At 72.5% G+C, this 17,878-nt stretch carries 18 protein-coding genes and 4 pseudogenes; 13 read left to right on the top strand and 9 right to left on the bottom strand.

The genetic code is table 11. From position 1 onward, the window contains the following. Nucleotides 1-982 precede the first annotated feature (982 nt). Together mshA and ABZ261_RS20720 are read left to right on the top strand one after the other, a co-directional pair. Nucleotides 983-2,320, top strand: a complete 1,338-nt coding sequence (mshA, locus tag ABZ261_RS20725; RefSeq protein ID WP_356861172.1) for a D-inositol-3-phosphate glycosyltransferase — start codon at nt 983-985, stop codon at nt 2,318-2,320. Next, on the top strand, nt 2,313-2,816 hold the full coding sequence (locus tag ABZ261_RS20720; RefSeq protein WP_356861170.1) for a YbjN domain-containing protein: 504 nt from the start codon (nt 2,313-2,315) through the stop codon (nt 2,814-2,816). The genes mshA and ABZ261_RS20720 overlap by 8 nt, the downstream gene beginning before the upstream one ends. 21 nt (nt 2,817-2,837) lie before the next feature. Here ABZ261_RS20720 and ABZ261_RS20715 read toward each other — a convergent pair whose 3' ends face one another. After that, complete coding sequence (locus ABZ261_RS20715) at nt 2,838-3,635, bottom strand: AraC family transcriptional regulator (RefSeq protein ID WP_356861168.1); 798 nt, start codon at nt 3,633-3,635, stop codon at nt 2,838-2,840. Between ABZ261_RS20715 and ABZ261_RS20710 the strand changes: the two genes are divergently transcribed. After that, nucleotides 3,634-4,110, top strand: coding sequence for a DUF2000 domain-containing protein (locus tag ABZ261_RS20710; protein ID WP_356861167.1), 477 nt, complete (start codon nt 3,634-3,636; stop codon nt 4,108-4,110). The two genes, ABZ261_RS20715 and ABZ261_RS20710, sit on opposite strands and share 2 nt — an antisense overlap. A gap of 79 nt (nt 4,111-4,189) precedes the next feature. Here ABZ261_RS20710 and ABZ261_RS20705 read toward each other — a convergent pair whose 3' ends face one another. Together ABZ261_RS20705 and ABZ261_RS20700 are read right to left on the bottom strand one after the other, a co-directional pair. Then, nucleotides 4,190-4,663, bottom strand: coding sequence for a carboxymuconolactone decarboxylase family protein (locus ABZ261_RS20705; RefSeq protein ID WP_356861165.1), 474 nt, complete (start codon nt 4,661-4,663; stop codon nt 4,190-4,192). Nucleotides 4,664-4,781: 118 nt separating this feature from the next. Further along, nucleotides 4,782-6,071, bottom strand: a complete 1,290-nt coding sequence (locus tag ABZ261_RS20700; protein WP_356861163.1) for an MFS transporter — start codon at nt 6,069-6,071, stop codon at nt 4,782-4,784. A 231-nt stretch (nt 6,072-6,302) separates the two neighbouring features. On the opposite strand from ABZ261_RS20700, the gene ABZ261_RS20695 reads away from it, so the two are divergent. Further along, on the top strand, nt 6,303-7,064 hold the full coding sequence (locus tag ABZ261_RS20695) for a phosphoglyceromutase (RefSeq protein WP_356861161.1): 762 nt from the start codon (nt 6,303-6,305) through the stop codon (nt 7,062-7,064). Nucleotides 7,065-7,143: 79 nt separating this feature from the next. On the opposite strand, the gene ABZ261_RS20690 is transcribed toward ABZ261_RS20695, so the two are convergent. Both ABZ261_RS20690 and ABZ261_RS20685 read right to left on the bottom strand, forming a co-directional pair. Beyond that, nucleotides 7,144-7,305 carry a hypothetical protein gene (locus ABZ261_RS20690; protein ID WP_356861159.1) on the bottom strand — a complete coding sequence of 54 codons (162 nt, stop codon included), beginning with the start codon at nt 7,303-7,305 and terminating at the stop codon, nt 7,144-7,146. Nucleotides 7,306-7,739: 434 nt separating this feature from the next. Beyond that, nucleotides 7,740-8,246: pseudogene (locus tag ABZ261_RS20685) on the bottom strand (site-specific integrase); the annotation flags it as partial. Here ABZ261_RS20685 and ABZ261_RS20680 point away from each other — a divergent pair. From ABZ261_RS20680 to ABZ261_RS20665, 4 genes and pseudogenes are all read left to right on the top strand, one after another. Further along, a pseudogene (locus ABZ261_RS20680) lies at nt 8,199-8,573 on the top strand (ATP-binding protein); the annotation flags it as partial. The pseudogenes ABZ261_RS20685 and ABZ261_RS20680 sit on opposite strands and share 48 nt — an antisense overlap. After that, the gene (locus ABZ261_RS20675) at nt 8,570-8,842 is read left to right on the top strand and encodes a hypothetical protein (RefSeq protein WP_356861158.1); all 273 of its coding nucleotides are present in this window, start codon (nt 8,570-8,572) and stop codon (nt 8,840-8,842) included. The pseudogene ABZ261_RS20680 and the gene ABZ261_RS20675, both read left to right, overlap by 4 nt. Continuing rightward, nucleotides 8,839-9,204, top strand: a pseudogene (locus ABZ261_RS20670) (hypothetical protein); the annotation flags it as partial. The gene ABZ261_RS20675 and the pseudogene ABZ261_RS20670, both read left to right, overlap by 4 nt. 438 nt (nt 9,205-9,642) lie before the next feature. Next, complete coding sequence (locus tag ABZ261_RS20665; RefSeq protein WP_356861156.1) at nt 9,643-10,017, top strand: hypothetical protein; 375 nt, start codon at nt 9,643-9,645, stop codon at nt 10,015-10,017. A gap of 206 nt (nt 10,018-10,223) precedes the next feature. Here the strand turns inward: ABZ261_RS20665 and ABZ261_RS20660 are convergent. The 3 genes and pseudogenes from ABZ261_RS20660 to phoU form a co-directional block, all read right to left on the bottom strand. After that, nucleotides 10,224-10,384 (bottom strand): annotated as a pseudogene (locus ABZ261_RS20660) (DUF4242 domain-containing protein); the annotation flags it as partial. A 99-nt stretch (nt 10,385-10,483) separates the two neighbouring features. Beyond that, nucleotides 10,484-10,639: a hypothetical protein gene (locus ABZ261_RS20655; RefSeq protein ID WP_356861154.1), complete on the bottom strand. Its 156-nt coding sequence runs from the start codon at nt 10,637-10,639 to the stop codon at nt 10,484-10,486. 342 nt (nt 10,640-10,981) lie between these two features. Then, the gene (gene phoU, locus ABZ261_RS20650) at nt 10,982-11,671 is read right to left on the bottom strand and encodes a phosphate signaling complex protein PhoU (RefSeq protein ID WP_356861152.1); all 690 of its coding nucleotides are present in this window, start codon (nt 11,669-11,671) and stop codon (nt 10,982-10,984) included. A gap of 288 nt (nt 11,672-11,959) precedes the next feature. On the opposite strand from phoU, the gene ABZ261_RS20645 reads away from it, so the two are divergent. Together ABZ261_RS20645 and ABZ261_RS20640 are read left to right on the top strand one after the other, a co-directional pair. Further along, nucleotides 11,960-13,210: an ATP-binding protein gene (locus ABZ261_RS20645; RefSeq protein WP_356861150.1), complete on the top strand. Its 1,251-nt coding sequence runs from the start codon at nt 11,960-11,962 to the stop codon at nt 13,208-13,210. Beyond that, nucleotides 13,207-13,887 (top strand): response regulator transcription factor, encoded by a 681-nt coding sequence (locus ABZ261_RS20640; protein ID WP_030612283.1) that lies wholly within the window; start codon nt 13,207-13,209, stop codon nt 13,885-13,887. The genes ABZ261_RS20645 and ABZ261_RS20640 overlap by 4 nt, the downstream gene beginning before the upstream one ends. Nucleotides 13,888-14,465: 578 nt before the next feature. Here the strand turns inward: ABZ261_RS20640 and ABZ261_RS20635 are convergent. Further along, entirely contained in the window at nt 14,466-15,152 is a 687-nt protein-coding gene (locus tag ABZ261_RS20635; RefSeq protein ID WP_356861148.1) for a DUF461 domain-containing protein, read from the bottom strand. 657 nt (nt 15,153-15,809) lie between these two features. On the opposite strand from ABZ261_RS20635, the gene ABZ261_RS20630 reads away from it, so the two are divergent. The 3 genes from ABZ261_RS20630 (at nt 15,810) to ispF (ending at nt 17,855) form a co-directional block, all read left to right on the top strand. After that, a complete protein-coding gene (locus ABZ261_RS20630; protein WP_003953493.1) occupies nt 15,810-16,292 on the top strand; it encodes a CarD family transcriptional regulator in 483 nt (160 codons plus the stop codon). 299 nt (nt 16,293-16,591) lie between these two features. Then, the gene (gene ispD, locus ABZ261_RS20625) at nt 16,592-17,368 is read left to right on the top strand and encodes a 2-C-methyl-D-erythritol 4-phosphate cytidylyltransferase (protein WP_356861146.1); all 777 of its coding nucleotides are present in this window, start codon (nt 16,592-16,594) and stop codon (nt 17,366-17,368) included. Continuing rightward, complete coding sequence (ispF, locus tag ABZ261_RS20620) at nt 17,358-17,855, top strand: 2-C-methyl-D-erythritol 2,4-cyclodiphosphate synthase (protein WP_356861144.1); 498 nt, start codon at nt 17,358-17,360, stop codon at nt 17,853-17,855. Before ispD ends, ispF begins: the two co-directional genes overlap by 11 nt. The last annotated feature ends 23 nt before the right edge of the window (nt 17,856-17,878 follow it).

Raw genomic sequence — 17,878 nt, 5'->3', positions numbered from 1 at the left:
ACCCCCAAGGCTAGGCGCCCCCCGACACCACGCCCCCTGCCGCCCTCCCCCGACGCCCGGCCCCGGCGCAGGCACCCCGCCGCGTGGATGTGCGGGGCGACGGTGGTCCGGGGCGGGACCGCGACGGTTGGCCCGCGCGGGCGGCGCCGGGCCACCAGCCGCGCCGCCGTGGTCGGCACCGGTAGCGGTCCCCGCGTTCCGGCACGGCATCGGCGCCGCCGTGGTCGGCGTCGGCACGGGCAGCGGTTGCCGCCGTCGTCGGCACCGGCATCCGCGCCACGGCCGCCGGCACGGTGGGGGGGCTACGGCCACCGGCACCGGTAGCGGTCGCCGCCGTCGTCAGCACTGGCATCCGCCCCGCGGCCGCTTGCACGGCATCCGCCCCGCGGCCGGCCCGCCGTCGGCACCGGTATCCGCACCGCCACCGCCGTCGGCACGGCAGCGGCGCCGCCGTGGTCGGCGTCGGCACGGGCAGCGGTTGCCGCCGTCGTCGGCACCGGCAGCCGCGCCACGGCCGCCGGCACGGTGGGGGGCTACGGCCACCGGCATCGGCATCAGTGCCTGCGCCTCGACCACCACCGCCGGCCCCGGCGGGGCGCCACGGTCGTGGGCACCGACACCTGCGCCATGGCCGCCGGCACCGGCAGCGGGTCGCCGCCTGGTCGGTGTCGGCAGTGGCGCCACCGACGCCGGCAACGGCCCGCCGTCGGCACCGGTATCCGCACCGCCACCGCCGTCGGCACGGCATCGGCGCCGCCGTGGTCGGCGCGCAGCCGCACCCGGCCGCCGCCGACGCGGCATCGCCCCCGGCGCCGCCCGGGCGGCGTACGCGCACGGCGGTGCGAACGGTTGAGCGAAGATGGGTAACGATTCGGCAAAAGGCATCGCATGGGAATGAGGGTCGCCCTTGTCGCTGTTGTCCTCCCGTGGAGGGCTCGGTGGGCCCCCGGCAGGCATGCCCGCAGCTAGGAGGAGACGCCACGTGAGCCACTACGTCAGCAGGCTCGGGCGACGCACTCCGCCGGCCGCCCCCCGGCTGCGGCTGCACCGCCGCCCCCGCCGGGTCGCCATGCTCTCCGTGCACACGTCCCCGCTCCACCAGCCCGGCACCGGCGACGCCGGCGGCATGAACGTCTACATCGTGGAGCTGGCCCAGCGGCTCGCCGCGATCAGCATCGAGGTCGAGATCTTCACCCGGGCCACGGCCGGCGGACTGCCCCCCGTCGTCGAGCTGGCCCCGGGCGTCCTCGTCCGGCACGTGGACGCCGGCCCCTACGAGGGCCTCGCCAAGGAGGACCTGCCGGCCCAGCTCTGCGCCTTCACGCACGGGGTGATGCAGGCGTGGGCCGGCCACCGCCCCGGCCACTACGACCTGGTCCACTCCCACTACTGGCTCTCCGGCCACGTCGGCTGGCTCGCCGCCCAGCGCTGGGGCGTCCCCCTGGTGCACGCCATGCACACCATGGCCAAGGTCAAGAACGCCAACCTGGCCGCCGGCGACACCCCCGAGCCCGCCGCCCGGGTCATCGGCGAGACCCAGATCGTCTCCGCCGCCGACCGGCTGATCGCCAACACCGCCGAGGAGGCCGGCGAGCTGCGCAGGCACTACGGGGCCGACCCCGCCAAGGTCGCCGTGGTCCACCCCGGCGTGAACCTGCAGCGGTTCCGCCCCGCCGACGGCCGCGCCGCCGCCCGCGCCCGCCTCGGCCTGCCCCAGGACGCCCTGATCCCGGTCTTCGCCGGCCGCATACAACCCCTGAAGGCCCCGGACGTGCTGCTGCGCGCCGTGGCCGTCCTGCTGGAGGAGCGGCCCGAGCTGCGCTCCCGCATCCTCGTCCCGGTCGTCGGCGGACCCAGCGGCAGCGGTCTCGCCAAACCGGAGGGCCTGCAGAAGCTCGCCGCCCGGCTGGGCATCGCGGACGTCGTACGGTTCCGCCCGCCGGTCGGCCAGGAGGAGCTGGCGGACTGGTTCCGGGCCGCGTCCGTCCTCGTCATGCCCTCCTACAGCGAGTCCTTCGGACTGGTCGCGATAGAGGCGCAGGCGGCCGGGACCCCGGTGCTCGCGGCCGCGGTCGGCGGTCTGCCGGTGGCGGTGCGCGACGGGGAGACCGGCTTCCTGGTCAAGGGCCACAACCCGGCCGACTACGCGCGGGTGCTGCGCCGCTTCGCTGACGAACCGGCCCTCTCCGCCCGCCTGGGCGAGGCCGCCGCCCGGCACGCCCAGTCCTTCGGCTGGGACACGGCGGCCGCCGCCACGGCCGACGTCTACACCGCCGCCACCCAGTCGCACCGCCGTCGCGTACGCTCCCACCATGGGTGACGTCGAGAAGGCCGGGCAGGTCCTGGAAGCCGTCTTCACGGACGCGGACCTGGAGTGGGAGAGCCCCGAGCCCGGGAACTGGGTCGTCACGCTCCCCGGCGCCCACAAGCTCTCCACGACGGTCTCCTTCCTCGTGGGCCGGCACTCCCTCTCCCTCAACGCCTTCGTCGTCCGCCACCCCGACGAGAACGAGGGCGGCGTCCACCGCTGGCTCCTGGAGCGCAACCTCAAGCTGTACGGCGTGAGTTACGCCGTGGACCGCCTCGGCGACGTCTACGTCACCGCCCGCCTCCCCCTCGCCTGCGTCACCCCCGACGAGATCGACCGCCTCCTCGGCCAGGTCCTGGAAGCGGCCGACGGCGCCTTCGACACCCTGCTGGAGCTGGGCTTCGCCTCCTCGATCCGCAAGGAGTACGCCTGGCGGGTGTCCCGCGGCGAGTCCACCCGGAACCTGGAGGCGTTCAAGCACCTGATCGAGCGCCCGGCGGCCGACTGACCTCCGGCACGTCCGCGAGGCTCAGCGCGCGCTCCCGCGGTAGCGCCCCGGCGTCACCCCGACCAGCTTCCGGAAGTGCCGGGTGAGATGGGCCTGGTCGTAGAAGCCGGCCACCGGCGCCACCTCGCCCGGCGCCACCCCGTCCAGCAGCAGCCGCCGGGCCCGGCCGACCCGGCGCGACATCAGGTACTGGTGCGGGGCGATGCCGTACGCGCCGCTGAACGCCCGTACCAGATGGGCGGGGTGCGCCTGCAGCAGCCGTGCGGCCTGCTTCAGCGACACCCCCTCGACCAGCCGGGCGTCCAGCAGCTCCCGCAACCGGCGGGCGAGCACCGGGTCCCGGCGCACCGCCGGCGGCCGCACCCGGCGCCGCAGGTGGTCGCGCAGCCGCTCCCCGACGAGGGTCAGCCTGCTCTCCGCCTCCAGTTCGTCGCCGGGCCGGGCCAGCGCGGAGTGCAGCTGCCCGACGCGCGACCGCAGCACCGGGTCCCGCAGATCCGGCCCGTCCACGGCCGCCCCGATCAGCTCCTCGCCCAGGTGGCTGCCGTCGAGGTACACCACCCGCTTGCGGAAGCCGTCCGGGGTGGCCGGGGAACCGTTGTGCGGGACGTGCGGGGGCAGCAGCGAGACGGTGTCGTGCGGGGTGCCGTGCTCGTGCCGGTCGAGGTCGTACCGCACGGCCCCGTCGTCCACGATGAGCAGCGTCCACGCGTCATGGACGTGCATCGGATAGGCGTACTCGGTGAAGTGGGCGTGGAAGACCTCCATCACGCCCGGGACCTGCGGACGCCACGCGGTGACTGTCTGCCGGGCGGCCATGCAAACAACGTACAAGACGGCGGCGCACGCCGATCGGCAGTCTCGTGCCATGAACGACGCACCCATCCGTTTCGACACGAAGATCGCCCTGCTGCTGCGCGAGGACCTGGAGCCGTGGCAGCGCCTGAACGTCACCGCCTTCCTGGTCAGCGGCCTGGGCACCGCGGTCCCCGAGGTGATCGGGGAGCCGTACGAGGACGCCGACGGCGTGCCCTACCTGCCGATGTTCCGGCAGCCGGTACTGGTCTTCGAGGGCTCGAAGGAGACCCTGAAGGCCGCCCACGGCAGGGCGCTGACCCGGGCCCTGCCGCGTGCGGTGTTCACGGCCGACCTGTTCTCCACGGGCAACGACCGCGACAACCGCGCCGCGGTCCGCGCCGTCCCGACGGCCGAGCTGGACGTGGTGGGACTCGCGGTGTACGGCCCGCGGAACGGGGTCGACAAGGTGCTGAAGGGATCGCGGATGCACCCGTGACCCGTGACCCGCAACGCGCCCGGTCGTCCGGACCTGCCGGCCGCGCGCCCGGTCGTCCGGACCTGCCGGGCGCGCCCGGTCATCCGAACATGCCGGGCACGTAGTCGCCGGCGGGCTGCCGGACGGCGACGTTGACGCGGTTGTACGCGTTGATCAGGGCGATGAGGCCGACCAGGGCGGCGAGCTGCTCCTCGTCGTAGTGCTCGGCCGCGTTCGCCCACGCCTCGTCCGTGACCCCGCCGGCCGCGTCGGCGATCCGGGTGCCCTGCTCGGCCAGCTCCAGGGCGGCCCGCTCGGCCTCGGTGAACACCGTGGCCTCGCGCCAGGCGGCGACCAGGTGGAGCCGGACGGCGCTCTCGCCGGCCGCGGTGGCGTCCTTGGTGTGCATGTCGGTGCAGAACCCGCACCCGTTGATCTGGCTGGCGCGGATCTTCACCAGCTCCTGGGTGGCGGCCGGCAGCGCCGAGTCCGCGATCGCCTTGCCCGCCGCGTTGAAGTGCTTGATGAGCTTGGCGGCGAGCGGGTCGGCGAAGAGGTTGAGCCGAGCGTCCATGGTGTGCTCCTGGGTGGTTGTCGCTGCTTCCACCTCGTTGACGGGAGCGGCCGCCGGGATGTGACATGCGTGCATGTGACCTGCGTCACCGGGCTGCGCCGCCCGCCCGGCCGCGCCCTCAGGCCGTACGCGTCCGCGGCCCCTTCTCCCTTCCCTCCCCGGGATCCACCGCCGCGTCGGTGTCCGCCCGGGCCGGGGCGGGCGCCGGCCGCTCCGCCGGGAGCCGGCGCATGAGCGCGCCGTACCCGAGCCCGGCCGCCGTACCCACCACCGCGCACATCCCCCACAGCCACCCCGCGCCGAGGCGGTCGATGACCACACCGGACATCAGCGGGGCGACCAGGGCGGCGACGGACCAGGAGAGGGTGTACACGCCCTGGTAGCGGCCGCGCCCGTGGACGGGGGAGAGGCGGACGACGAGGCCGGTCTGCGTGGGGGCGCTGACGATCTCGGCCAGGGTCCACACGCAGACGGTGAGCATGAAGGCGCCGACCGACCCGGCGAAGGCGGTGAGCCCGAAGCCGTACCCGGCGAGGAGGGAGGAGGCGACCAGGAGGGTGCGCGGGTCGCGGTGCTCGATGAACCGGGTGACGGGGATCTGCAGGGCGACGATCAGGACGCCGTTGACGGCGACGGCCAGGCCGTAGTCGGCGGGGGAGAACCCGGCCCGCCCCATGGCCACGGGCAGCCCGGCCGAGCCCTGCTGGAAGACCAGGGCGACGAGGAAGGACAGCCCCACGACCGCCATGTACCGCCCGTCCCGCAGCACCGTGCCGAGGCCGACGTGCGCCTCCGCCCGCCGGGCCGCGGGGGTGGGCCGGGACTCGGGCAGCTTGGCGAAGACCACGACCGCGCAGGCCAGCGTCATCCCGGCCTCGATCAGGAACCCGGCGCGATAGCTGACCTCGGCGATGAACCCGGCGGCCATGGAGGAGACGGCGAAGCCGAGGTTGATGGCCCAGTAGTTGAGGGAGAAGGCCCGCACCCGGTCCTCGGGACGGACGATGTCGGCCATCATCGCCTGCACCGCCGGCCGGGAGGCGTTGGAGGCCATGCCGACGAGGAAGGCGACGGCGGCGATGGCGACCGGGTCGGTCACGAAGCCGAGCAGGGCGACGGAGGCGGCGGTCGCGGTCTGGGCGAGGAGCAGGGTGGGCCGCCTGCCGAGCCGGTCGGCCATCACCCCGCCGGCCAGCGAGGAGACCACCCCGCCGAGCCCGTGCAGGGAGGCGACGAGACCGGCGTACGAGGCGGAGTAGCCGCGGTCGAGGGTGAGGTAGAGCGCCATGAACGTGGCCACGAAGGCGCCGAGCCGGTTGACGAGCGTGCTGGTCCACAGCCACCAGAACGCCCGGGGGAGCCCGGAGACGGACTCCCGGACGGCACGCCTCACACCGGCTGACGACATCGAGCATCCCCCACGTTGGTAAGCGTCTCAAGCGGCGGCCACACCTTACAAAGCCCCGCTTCGCCGCCGCCACTCATTTACCGCCGCGCACCGGTGCCCGACCCCCGCCGAACCCCCGCGGCCCCGGGACCCCCGGCCCGCGCCGCGTGCCCTGGGCGCCCTGCCCCGCCCCGCGTCCCACCACCTGAGCGCCCGGCACGGCCCCCGGCCCCCTTGGGTAGGCTCAGGGCCATGGCCGACGCACCGTACAAGCTGATCCTCCTCCGCCACGGCGAGAGCGAGTGGAACGCGAAGAACCTGTTCACCGGCTGGGTGGACGTCAACCTGAACGAGAAGGGCGAGAAGGAGGCAGTCCGCGGCGGTGAGCTGCTCAAGGACGCCGGCCTGCTGCCCGACGTGGTCCACACGTCCCTCCAGAAGCGCGCCATCCGCACGGCCCAGCTCGCGCTGGAGGCCGCCGACCGCCACTGGATCCCGGTCCACCGCTCCTGGCGCCTGAACGAGCGCCACTACGGCGCCCTCCAGGGCAAGGACAAGGCGGCCACGCTGGCCGAGTTCGGCGAGGAGCAGTTCATGCTCTGGCGCCGCTCGTACGACACCCCGCCCCCGCCGCTGTCGGACGACTCCGAGTTCTCCCAGGCCCACGACCCGCGCTACGCGACGATCCCGCCGGAGCTGCGCCCGCGCACGGAGTGCCTGAAGGACGTCGTCTTCCGGATGCTCCCGTACTGGTACGACGCGATCGTCCCCGACCTGCTGACCGGCCGCACGGTCCTCGTCGCCGCCCACGGCAACTCGCTCCGCGCCCTGGTCAAGCACCTGGACGGCATCTCCGACACCGACATCGCGGGCCTGAACATCCCCACGGGCATCCCGCTGTACTACGAGCTCGACGCCGACTTCAAGCCGACCACCCCCGGCGGCAAGTACCTCGACCCGGAGGCCGCGGCGGCAGCGATCGAAGCAGTGAAGAACCAGGGCAAGAAGAAGTAAGCCCGCACAAGTAAGCCCCCTACCTGTGGTTTGCCTGCGGGTAGGGGGCTTTTGCTGCCCTGGGGCCGTCTCTGAGCCGTCAGATGCGACGAGACCAGCGGCGGATGCGGATGTCGAGGACGATCAGCAGGGCCGTGGGGATGACGACCTCGGCGGGGGCGTCGGCCCAGAGGGCAAGTGCACCGCCGGCCATGCCGATGAGTGCGGTCGGCAGATCGCGGGGGTGAATGTCGACGGTCACGCCGACGCGTGGGACCATAGGGTCCTCCAGCTGTGCTCGGTTCACTTGGCATCGTGAATTCTTGGGCGTGGCAACGGAAGCGAATGCCGCCCCTGGCCGGGCGGCATTCGCATACCGCAGGAACTTTCCCATAGTCATCACGCACCAGGCAAGCGTGCAGCTAAATGCCGCCCTGTGCGTTCGCGTAGACGGATTGTCCACGATCGTGGACAGTCAAAGCCTTCCCACTTCTCTGGAAGGTATCTAAGTTCTTCCAATCTTTCCAGAAGTCACCTCGTGTCACCCTGTGCCGCCCGGTGTCACCTCACGCGGCGCCTCATGCTGTCAGGTGACGTTCTTGCCACCTCGCGCCGCCCTGCCCTCCGAGGCGTCACCGTTGTCGCTAGCCAGCGAAATATCTTATCCCCTATAAGGGAAGGGGATTCGGTCAGAGATTACGTTTTCCGAATTACGCGTTCCCCCCTTCTTGTTTGTTCCGCGATCGGAATACGATTCTCGTGAGTACTTGCGATCGCCTTCCGCGTACGCTCCTGGCTGGACGGCATGGGATGCGCGTATACGCGAAGCGTCAGTCCCGGATCCGAGTGCCCCAGATATTCGGCGCGAGCCTTGATGTTCTCTCCAGCGTCAAGAAGCACCGACGAGTAGAAGTGCCGCAGTGCGTGCATGCCGTTCACGGTGTCCGCGTACGGCCGTCCCCGCTCAGGCACGGGAATGACGCCGGCCGCGGCGAGCGCCGGTTCCCACGCCTCCTCATTGAGCGACGTACGCCAGACGTGCCCGCCGCGCGGCCCGGAGAAGATGAGCCGCTTGGTCACCGGAGGCCCGTCCGCCACCTTCCACGGCAAGGTGATCTCGACCGGCGGGAACCGCTTCATGCGGGCCCGGAGCGCATCGGCGACCGGCCCAGGGAGCGGCACGTCCCGGAGCTTGCCGCCCTGCGCGGCTCGCCTCCGGCCGACGACGCCGTGCTGATCGTGAGCGAGCTGAGCGCGAACGCCGTCCTGCACACCGCCAGCGGCCACAAGGCAGGCAGCTTCCATCCGATCCTGGCCGTCTCCCCGCGGGTGGTCGCTGCGTCGGTCACCGACGAGGGCGGAGCGGGCACGGCCCCGAGGATCGAGCAGCCGGCCGCGGACGCGGTGCACAGCCGCGGACTGGGCATGGTCAGCGCCCTCGCCCACCGGGTCGTCATCCACGGCACCCACGGTGGCTACACCATCACCGCGGAACTCCTCGCGGGCAGCCGGCCGGGAGGCCATCCATGCTGGCGACACGAGCCCTGCACGTTTCAGGGATCGGCGCACGGTGCGCGACCTACGGCTGCCTGGCCGCCGCATACCCCCTGGGCACCAGCCACATCACCGACCAGCTCGACCCCGCCCACGCCGGGCCGGGCCGCCACTGGCTCACCGACGACCAGGAGCACGAACGCGTTTTCGCCTACCTGGTCACGGGCACGGCCTACCAGCTCACCCTCCACGACGAGGACACCCACTACGTCCTCGTCGCCTACCCGCCGGGAGCCGCCCCGTGAAGGAACCCGCGCGCGGCTACTGGTGCGAGTGCCGGGCCGAAGACCTCACCGGTGGACGGATGGGGATGCTGTGGGCATCCTTCGACGCCTACTCGGCGGCCCAAGCCGATCGGTGGATCGCAGTGGCTCCGCGCACGCTGTCCCCCGCACTCGACTCCGACGCCTCCGACGAGGCATGGACGTGCCTGTACGACGGCCGGATCGACACCCGGCGAGCCCTGCTGCGAGCCGAGCCTTGCACGGTGACCATCACCCAGGCCGGCATGCGCGTGACCTGGACGGTCCGTACCGTCCTCTTTCTGCCGCTCGCACACCGACAGGGCAGCCAACTCCCAGCCTGCGCCTACACCTTCAAGCCCCACGCCACAGACGGAGTTACAACTTCCTCTACTGGTTCAAGTACCCGTCGTCGCTCCGCTCCTCCGGGCGGGCGCGGGCGACCGGCGGCGCCCGCGCTCATGTATCCGCCTCGCTCGGCACCGCCGGCCGCCCGCTCCCGCCCAAGAGGCAGGCACACGGGCATGAGGTCAGAACACGTCCTGGCTAGGGCGGTCGGCTCCACGACTTCAGCCAGCCACTTTGGGGCGAGCCTCGAAGACCATGGCCCCAACGTCGCGCTTTACCGGGCAGGTCCACAGACTGCCCGACGCGCCGGAAGCGTACGGGGCCATGATCACTCGCGCCGAAGCAGCTCGTGGCCAAAGTCGTTCCGCCGACCTTGGCTGGCACCGCTACCGCCGCGTGCACCAGAAGCGAAGAAAGCTTGTACCCGTCTCCATGATCATTGATAGCTTCCCGGCATGGCATCTGATCCCGGTATCGAACTGAAAGCGCTGCTCGCTCAGATGAGTGGCTTCCCGATTGGCGACAAGGACTACGTGTCTTACTTCATCAACGACAGTGGGGAGCGGGTGATCTTCGTCCAGAAGCGAGGCGAGAAGTCTGGAACGCTGCTCCATTCGGACATGGACTGGGAACCGAAGCCCGTGGACGGTCCCACGAAGACGATGGCTGATGTGGCGACTCCGGAGCAGAAGGAGGCGTTGGCCAAGGTCAACCCCGGCGGGGGATTGTTCAACACGCCCATGTGCGGTGGTGTCATCCTCGACAGCACGGAAGCGAAGTGGCTTGATGCCTGCTACTCGGCAAGTGAGCCGCTCCGCCGCGCCAGCTAGGTTGCTGGTCCGCCGTTCCAGTAGCGGATGAGGCCCGGCCAAACCGGTTGCTGCACAGCAGTGGGGCACAGCTACCGCATCAACCGCAGGCGACCGACGTAAACCGCGAACGACCCCGCTACCAGCCCACATGCCCTCAGCGACCGTAGCGCCCGTGGTTCGCAAGGAGGGGCGGCCTGACGCGAGCAGTGCACGGGGCGCCGTTCTCAACCCAAGGACGGCACCTCGTCGGCGCGGTGGCCGGCGCGTTCGTGGATGCGCTGGACGGCCTCGGCGTTTCGGCCGAGGGGGCCTCAGGGAGGCAGTGGACGACGCCGGAGTTCAGGGCGGCCCAGGCGCACTCGACGGGCACGGCCTCTTCCCCCTTCCCACCCGCTCACGCAGGGCGCGGGCCGCGTGCCGGTACGGGCACCCGGTACGGCGAAGGGCCGGTGCGAGGCGTGCTCGCACCGGCCCCGGACGTCGTTCAGCCGCACTGGCAGGGGTTGCCCGACTGGCACCCGCAGCCGCATCCCGAGCCGCAGCCGCACGCGCCGAACAGCGGCAGGCTCCTGATCTCGGCGGGCTGCTCGGTCTCGCGCTCCTGCGTGGGGTCGGGGGTGGTGCTGGCGGATTCGGCCATGGGTCCCTCCTAGACGCTGGGGCAGGCATGCCCTCGCCCATTGGACGCCCGCCGCTCTGGGCGCATCAACGGCGCACTGAGGCGTCCGCGCGCCCGCCCCGGCAACCGCGAGCCCCCCGCCCCCGAGCCGCACCCCGCGCCGCACAGACATCGGCCGCGAGCGCCCCCGCACCCGAGTCCTACGGGCACCGGTCCCCGAGCCACCCGGGCCCCCCGAGCCGCACGGGACCCCGAGCCGCACGGAACCCCCGAGCCAGACGGGACCCCGAGCCACAGGGGACCCACCCCCCAGCCGTGCCCGCCCCGGCCGGCCGGGGCGCGGGGCCCGGTTCCCCGGATGGGTCACGCCCCCTCGACCCCCGCGACCGGCTGGATGTCCGCCTGCAGCTCGTCCGCGTGCTCGCCGGTGACGAGGTAGACGACGCGCTTGGCGACGGCCACGGCGTGGTCGGCGTACCGCTCGTAGTAGCGGCCCAGCAGGGTCACGTCCACCGCCGTCTCGATGCCGTGCTTCCACCGCTCGTCGATCAGGTGCTGGAACAGCGTCCGGTGCAGCAGGTCCATCTCGTCGTCGTCCTGCTCCAGCTGCAGCGCCAGGTCGACGTCCTTCGTGACGATCACCTCGGCGGCCTTCGCCATCAGCCGCTGCGCGAGCTGGCCCATCTCCAGGATCGTGGCGTGCAGGTCGTGCGGAACCGCCCGCTGCGGGAAGCGCAGGCGGGCCAGCTTCGCCACGTGCTGGGCGAGGTCACCGGAGCGCTCCAGATCGGCGGACATGCGCAGGGACGTGACGACGATCCGCAGGTCCGTCGCCACCGGCTGCTGCCGGGCCAGCAGTGCTATGGCCCGGGCCTCCAGGTCGTGCTGGAGTTCGTCGACCTTCTGGTCGGCCTCGATGACGCTCTCGGCCAGCTTCAGGTCGGCGTCCAGGATGGCGGTCGTGGCGCGCCCGATCGCCGACCCGACCAGCCGGGCCATCTCCACCAGTCCGTCGCCGATCGAGTCCAGTTCCTCGTGGTACGCGTCCCGCATCAGGCTTCCCTCTCGTGCGTGTCGTCGGGGGTCCGGGGGTTCGAGAACCCGGCTTCGGATGCCGGGGTTCCGGGTCGTGGCCGCCGGCGCGCGCCCCGCGGCGGAGAACGGCGGCGGCGGAGAACGGCGGCGCCGAACCCCACGCTCCCACGTTCCGCCCCGTACGCGTCTGTTTCCGCCACCCCAAATGAACCAACCCCGGCCCCCAGGTGAACTCTGGGCGACGAGTGTCCGAGGTCCCACCCCGACGGCTGGGGTCTCGTCGTACCCCATGCCTAACCTGGGGGCATGGACGTGAACGCGGCGGTCGCCGCAGCGGCAGCGATCGCCGGGGCGCTCACCGGTGTCATCGCCATGCTGGCGTTCCGTTGGAGTGAACGCGACCAGAAGCGACCCACCAGGACTTCCTTGCACACCGATGCCGTACTCCCGCCCGGCGTGGACACCGTGCTGTCGGTGCTGCGCTCCTCCGCCGTCGTCCTCGACGAGGCCGACGCCGTGGTCAAGGCCAGCTCCGCCGCCTACGCCCTCGGGCTGGTCCGCGGCGGCAAGCTGGCCGTGGAGCCGATGCTCCAGATGGCCCGGGACACGCGCAGAGACGGGGAGATACGCCAGGTCGAGCTGGACCTGCCGCGGCGCGGCACCGGCCGCGGCGAGGCACTCGCCGTCTCCGCGCGCGTGGCCCCGCTGGGCTCCCGTCTGGTGCTGCTGCTGGTCGAGGACCTGACCGAGGCCCGCAGGATCGAGGCGGTGCGGCGTGACTTCGTGGCCAACGTCAGCCACGAGCTGAAGACGCCCGTCGGCGCGCTCTCCCTGCTGTCCGAGGCCGTGATGGACGCCTCCGACGATCCCGAGGCCGTGCAGCGGTTCGCGGGCCGCATGCAGATCGAGGCGACCCGGCTGACCAATCTGGTGCAGGAGCTGATCGACCTCTCCCGGGTGCAGAACGACGACCCGCTGGAGGACGCCGAGCCGGTCCGCGTGGAGGAGCTGGTCGCCGAGGCCATCGACCGCTGCCGCCACCAGGCCGGTACGAAGCAGATCACCATTGCCGCCGGCGGCACCGCCGACCTGCACGTCTGGGGCAACCGCGGCCAGCTCGCCGCCGCCCTCGGCAACCTGGTCGAGAACGCCGTCAACTACTCCCCGGCCCGCACCCGCGTCGGCATCGCCGCGCGCCGGGTGGCCGCGGCCGGCGGCGACCTGATCGAGATCGCCGTGACCGACCAGGGCATCGGCATCTCCGACAAGGACAAGGAGCGCATCTTCGAGCGCTTCTACCGCGTCGACCCGGCCCGCTCCCGGGCCACCGGCGGCACCGGTCTGGGGCTCGCCATCGTCAAGCACGTGGCCGCCTCGCACGGCGGGGAGGTCACGGTCTGGAGCGCCGAAGGCCAGGGCTCCACCTTCACCCTCAGGCTGCCGGAGGCGGGCGCGGCCCGCGACCGCGCACAGCAGCACCCCGGCCTCGACGGCGAGGCCGGCGCCGCAGACACACCCCCGTACGAACCGCTTCCCGCCCCGGAGGTCCTTCCGTGACCCGAGTGCTCGTCGTTGAGGACGAGGAGTCCTTCTCCGACGCCCTGTCGTACATGCTCCGCAAGGAGGGCTTCGAGGTCGCCGTCGCGGCCACCGGTCCCGACGGGCTGGACGAGTTCGAGCGCAACGGCGCCGACCTGGTCCTCCTCGACCTGATGCTGCCGGGACTGCCCGGCACGGAGGTGTGCCGTCAGCTGCGCGGCCGCTCCAACGTTCCGGTGATCATGGTGACCGCGAAGGACAGCGAGATCGACAAGGTCGTCGGTCTGGAGATAGGAGCCGACGACTACGTCACCAAGCCGTTCTCCTCGCGGGAGCTCGTCGCCCGCATCCGCGCGGTGCTGCGCCGCCGCGGCGAGCCGGAGGAGGTCGCCCCGGCCGCGCTGGAGGCGGGCCCGGTCCGCATGGACGTGGACCGGCACGTGGTGACCGTCGCCGGCTCCAAGGTCGACCTGCCGCTGAAGGAGTTCGACCTGCTGGAGATGCTGCTGCGCAACGCGGGCCGCGTGCTGACCCGCATGCAGCTCATCGACCGGGTCTGGGGCGCCGACTACGTGGGCGACACCAAGACGCTGGACGTCCACGTCAAGCGGCTGCGCGCCAAGATCGAGCCGGACCCGGGCGCGCCGCGGTACCTGGTGACGGTGCGCGGCCTGGGCTACAAGTTCGAGCCGTAGACGGCCCGGCGCCCGTACGACGGCGAAGGGCGGCGCCCCGTGCGGGGCGCCGCCCTCGTGCGTGCGCGTGCTTCCCGGCCTGTGCGTGCGCGTGCTTCCCGGCCTGTGCGTGCGCGTGCTTCCCGGCCTGTGCGTGCGCGTGCCTCTCGGCCTGTGCGTGCGCGTGCTTCCCGGCCTGTGCGTGCGCGTGCCTCTCGGCCTGTGCGTGCGCGTGCCTCTCGGCCCGTGCGTGCGCGTGCCTCTCGGCGGCCGGCGCGGACGGCGCGGCCGGGCGCGGCGCGACCGCCCGGCCGCCCGGACTCGGCCCCCGGACCGGCAAGCCGCTGCCGTGCGACCGCAGGGCGTGGACGGGGGAGCCGCGTCCGCTCCGGACGGGCCACGGTGCTGCGGGCGGACGAGGCGCGGTCGTCCGGCCGCGCTCCTCGGCGGCCGGCCCGGACCGGCGAGGCGCAACCGCTCGGGCCGCGCCCGGTGAGCCGTTCCGCAGCGGTGCCCGCAGACCCCGTTCCCCGCGATGCGCGCCGACCTGTTCCGCAGCGCGCCCGGCCGGCGCCCCCGGCGCCACGCCGGGCGGTGGCTCAGTGACCCGCGGCCGACTGGGAGGCGGAGTCGCTCGGGACGGCGCTCGTCTCGCCGGCGCCGGACGACGGGGTCTCCTTGTCGCCCTTCTCCGGCTTGCCGCTGCTGGAGGCGCCGGCGCTGCCGGAGGCCGTGGCGCCGGGGGCGCCGGAGGCGGCGGCCGAGGCGGACGGGAGCTGGGACGGGCCCCACTTCTCGAAGTAGCCGGTGGCCGGGACCACCAGGGCGCGCAGGGTCACCTTGCCGGTCCTGCTGAAGGTGAAGGTGACCTTCTGGGCGTTGCCGTCCTGGACGGCCTCGCGGCCGCTGGGCAGCACCGCGGAGGCGTTGTCCTTGCCGCCGAGGATCAGCGAGCCGCCGGCCGGCACGGTCAGGCGCTGCCCCTTGGCGGGCTTCAGCTCGGCGGACGTGCCGCTGCCCTCCAGCGTCACCGACTCGAGGGTCTGGTCGGTGTTCCCGCCGTTGAAGAGGGTCGCGGAGATCACCGCCGGGCCCGTGGCCTTCAGGTCGGGCTGGGTGATGACCACAGCGTTCTGGATCTTGATGTCGCCGACGCTGATCGCGGCGTTGTCCGGCTTGATCTCCAGGGTCTGGGCGTTGTTTCCGGCGCCGCAGGCGGCGAGCGAGGCGATCGAGACGACGATGGCGGAGGCGGCGAGGGCGCCGCGTCGAAGGCTGCTGCTCACGGCGGCGGCAACTCCTTGAACGCGCGGGCGGCCTCCTTGTAAAGCCGCCCTAAGGGGCTTGTCAGCGGCCTTAGGTTACCGAGCCGCCCCCGGGCGGCCGCACCCGACCCTCCCCGCGGGCGCGGTCCTTCCGTCCGGGCGGGGGCGGCGCGCCGGCGCGAGCGGCTCCCGGGTGACCGCGAGCGGCCCCCGGGTGACTTTGCGGGGGCGCTCGCCGGTCATTCGCATAACGCGGCGGCAAGCCCTCCCGGCAACGCGCGCAACACCCGGCGACACGGCCCGGGAAATTTCCGCGGAGGAATGCGCCACCGCCCCGGAATTGATCACGGAGGACCCCTCCGGGAGTCGTTGATCAATTCCGGATTCGTCTCACATCCACCCCTGGTCACCGAACGGAGTAGCGGAAGTCGTACGCTTGGAACCGGACAAAACGGGACTTTCGGCCACTTGAGGTGGCCCCCCGGGGTGTGTGACGTACGTGTTTCGCTCCCCCCGGAGAGCGCCTCCGACCTGCGAATACCTGCTTCCGCAGACTCCTCGCAGCACGTTCCGGTTGCTGTTGTCAAGCCCCGAGATATGCCCTGACCTGCGAAAACGCCATTCAGAAGACGCCGTATCCGTGTTACCCTGGATAGCCACGGAAGGGGTACCTGTCACATGACGTTCAAGGTTGGCGACACCGTGGTCTATCCCCATCACGGGGCCGCGCTGATCGAGGCCATCGAAACTCGCCAGATCAAAGGCGTGGACAAGACCTACTTGGTGCTGAAGGTCGCCCAGGGTGACCTGACGGTGCGTGTGCCAGCGGACAATGCGGAGTTCGTCGGCGTGCGTGATGTGGTCGGTCAGGACGGGCTGGACCGGGTCTTCGAGGTGCTGCGCGCGCCGTACGCCGAGGAGCCCACGAACTGGTCCCGTCGCTACAAGGCAAACCTGGAGAAGCTCGCCTCCGGCGATGTCATCAAGGTCGCGGAGGTCGTGCGCGACCTGTGGCGCCGCGAGCGCGAGCGCGGACTGTCAGCCGGTGAGAAGCGCATGCTCGCCAAGGCCCGCCAGATCCTGGTGAGCGAGCTGGCTCTCGCGGAGAACACGAACGAGGACAAGGCCGAGGCCCTGCTCGACGAGGTGCTCGCCTCCTGACGCGCAGCGGCAGCGAACCCTCGCTTCCGGCACGCTCAGCACAGTAAATGCCGCGGTGCCCGATGACACTGATCCTGTCGCCGGGCGCTGCGGCATGTTCGTCCCCGCACAGCGGCAGCCCGACCGGACGCCGTGATCGCCTGCCGCACACCCCCGAGGAAGATCCCCCGATACTTGTCGTGCCGGGCCCGGCGGACGGCTCGACCAGGGTCACGGAAAGGGTCCGGTCAAGGCGTCGCGCCCGGCACTCCTCCAGGCCATACCCACGTAGGTCGAGCACACAAACCTGACAGGATCCGATGTCTGACGAATCGCGTCCCACGCCCGCGCAGACCCCCGTCGCCGCCGTGATTCCGGCCGCCGGCCGGGGCGTGCGCCTCGGTCCGGGCGCCCCCAAGGCACTCCGCGCGCTGAACGGCACGCCCATGCTCATCCACGCGATCCGCGCCCTCGCCGTGTCGCGTCACGTCGGCCTGGTGATCGTCGTGGCCCCGCCGGAGGGCGTCGCCGAGGTGAAGTCGCTGCTCGACGCGTACGCGCTGCCCGGAGGCGCCCCCGGAGGCGGCCGGGGGAGCACCGACTTCCTCGTCGTGCCCGGCGGTGAGACGCGGCAGGAATCGGTCCGGCTCGGCCTGGCGGCGCTGCCGCCGGAGTACGGCGTCGTCCTCGTCCACGACGCGGCCCGCCCGCTCGTCCCCGTCGACACGGTCGACGCGGTCGTCGAGGCCGTGCGCGACGGCGCCCCCGCCGTCGTGCCCGCCCTCCCGCTGGCCGACACCGTGAAGGAGGTCGAGCCCGCGGCCGCCCCCGGCGACCCCGAACCGGTCCTCGCCACCCCGGACCGCGCCCGGCTGCGCGCCGTCCAGACGCCGCAGGGCTTCGACCGCGCCACCCTGGTCCGCGCCCACGAGACCGTCACCGGTGACGTCACCGACGACGCGAGCATGGTCGAGCGGCTGGGCCTGACGGTCGTGACCGTCCCCGGTCACGAGGAGGCCTTCAAGGTCACCCGGCCCCTCGACCTGGTCCTCGCCGAGGCGGTCCTGGCCCGCAGGAGGCTCAACGATGGCTTCTGAACAGCTTCCGCTCCTGCCGCAGGTCGGCATCGGCACCGACATCCACGCCTTCGAGGAGGGCCGCGAGCTGTGGTGCGCCGGCCTGAAGTGGGAGGGCGAGGGGCCGGGCCTGGCCGGGCACTCCGACGCCGACGTCGTCGCGCACGCCGCGTGCAACGCCCTCTTCTCCGCGGCCGGGCTCGGCGACCTGGGGCAGCACTTCGGCACCGGCCGCCCCGAGTGGTCCGGCGCCTCCGGGGTCACCCTGCTGGCCGAGGCCGCGCGGATCGTGCGCGAGGCGGGCTTCGCCGTCGGCAACGTCGCCGTCCAGGTGGTCGGCCCCCGCCCGAAGATCGGCAAGCGGCGGGAGGAGGCCCAGAGGATCCTCTCGGAGGCGGCCGGCGCTCCCGTCTCCGTCTCCGGCGCGACGACCGACGGGCTCGGCTTCCCCGGCCGCGGGGAGGGCCTCATGGCGGTGGCGACCGCTCTCGTGGTGCGGGTGAGCTGAGCGCGTACGAGGGGTACTCTCAC

It is taken from the genome of Streptomyces sp. NPDC006193 (genome assembly GCF_040613915.1).
GTDB lineage: Bacteria > Actinomycetota > Actinomycetes > Streptomycetales > Streptomycetaceae > Streptomyces.
Note: the sequence above shows the minus strand (reverse complement) of the source record. Positions and strands in the feature narration are given on the sequence as shown.

What these genes read in the sequence shown, in the direction of transcription:
- phoU (WP_356861152.1), bottom strand. Translation starts at nt 11,671, where the DNA reads ATGCGGGACGCGTACCACGAGGAACTGGACTCGATCGGCGACGGACTG.
- ABZ261_RS20700 (WP_356861163.1), bottom strand. Translation starts at nt 6,071, where the DNA reads ATGTCGTCAGCCGGTGTGAGGCGTGCCGTCCGGGAGTCCGTCTCCGGG.
- ABZ261_RS20720 (WP_356861170.1), top strand. Translation starts at nt 2,313, where the DNA reads ATGGGTGACGTCGAGAAGGCCGGGCAGGTCCTGGAAGCCGTCTTCACG.
- ABZ261_RS20715 (WP_356861168.1), bottom strand. Translation starts at nt 3,635, where the DNA reads ATGGCCGCCCGGCAGACAGTCACCGCGTGGCGTCCGCAGGTCCCGGGC.
- ABZ261_RS20710 (WP_356861167.1), top strand. Translation starts at nt 3,634, where the DNA reads ATGCAAACAACGTACAAGACGGCGGCGCACGCCGATCGGCAGTCTCGT.
- ABZ261_RS20665 (WP_356861156.1), top strand. Translation starts at nt 9,643, where the DNA reads ATGGCATCTGATCCCGGTATCGAACTGAAAGCGCTGCTCGCTCAGATG.
- ABZ261_RS20705 (WP_356861165.1), bottom strand. Translation starts at nt 4,663, where the DNA reads ATGGACGCTCGGCTCAACCTCTTCGCCGACCCGCTCGCCGCCAAGCTC.
- ABZ261_RS20645 (WP_356861150.1), top strand. Translation starts at nt 11,960, where the DNA reads ATGGACGTGAACGCGGCGGTCGCCGCAGCGGCAGCGATCGCCGGGGCG.
- ABZ261_RS20630 (WP_003953493.1), top strand. Translation starts at nt 15,810, where the DNA reads ATGACGTTCAAGGTTGGCGACACCGTGGTCTATCCCCATCACGGGGCC.
- ispD (WP_356861146.1), top strand. Translation starts at nt 16,592, where the DNA reads ATGTCTGACGAATCGCGTCCCACGCCCGCGCAGACCCCCGTCGCCGCC.
- ispF (WP_356861144.1), top strand. Translation starts at nt 17,358, where the DNA reads ATGGCTTCTGAACAGCTTCCGCTCCTGCCGCAGGTCGGCATCGGCACC.
- ABZ261_RS20655 (WP_356861154.1), bottom strand. Translation starts at nt 10,639, where the DNA reads ATGGCCGAATCCGCCAGCACCACCCCCGACCCCACGCAGGAGCGCGAG.
- ABZ261_RS20695 (WP_356861161.1), top strand. Translation starts at nt 6,303, where the DNA reads ATGGCCGACGCACCGTACAAGCTGATCCTCCTCCGCCACGGCGAGAGC.
- ABZ261_RS20675 (WP_356861158.1), top strand. Translation starts at nt 8,570, where the DNA reads ATGCTGGCGACACGAGCCCTGCACGTTTCAGGGATCGGCGCACGGTGC.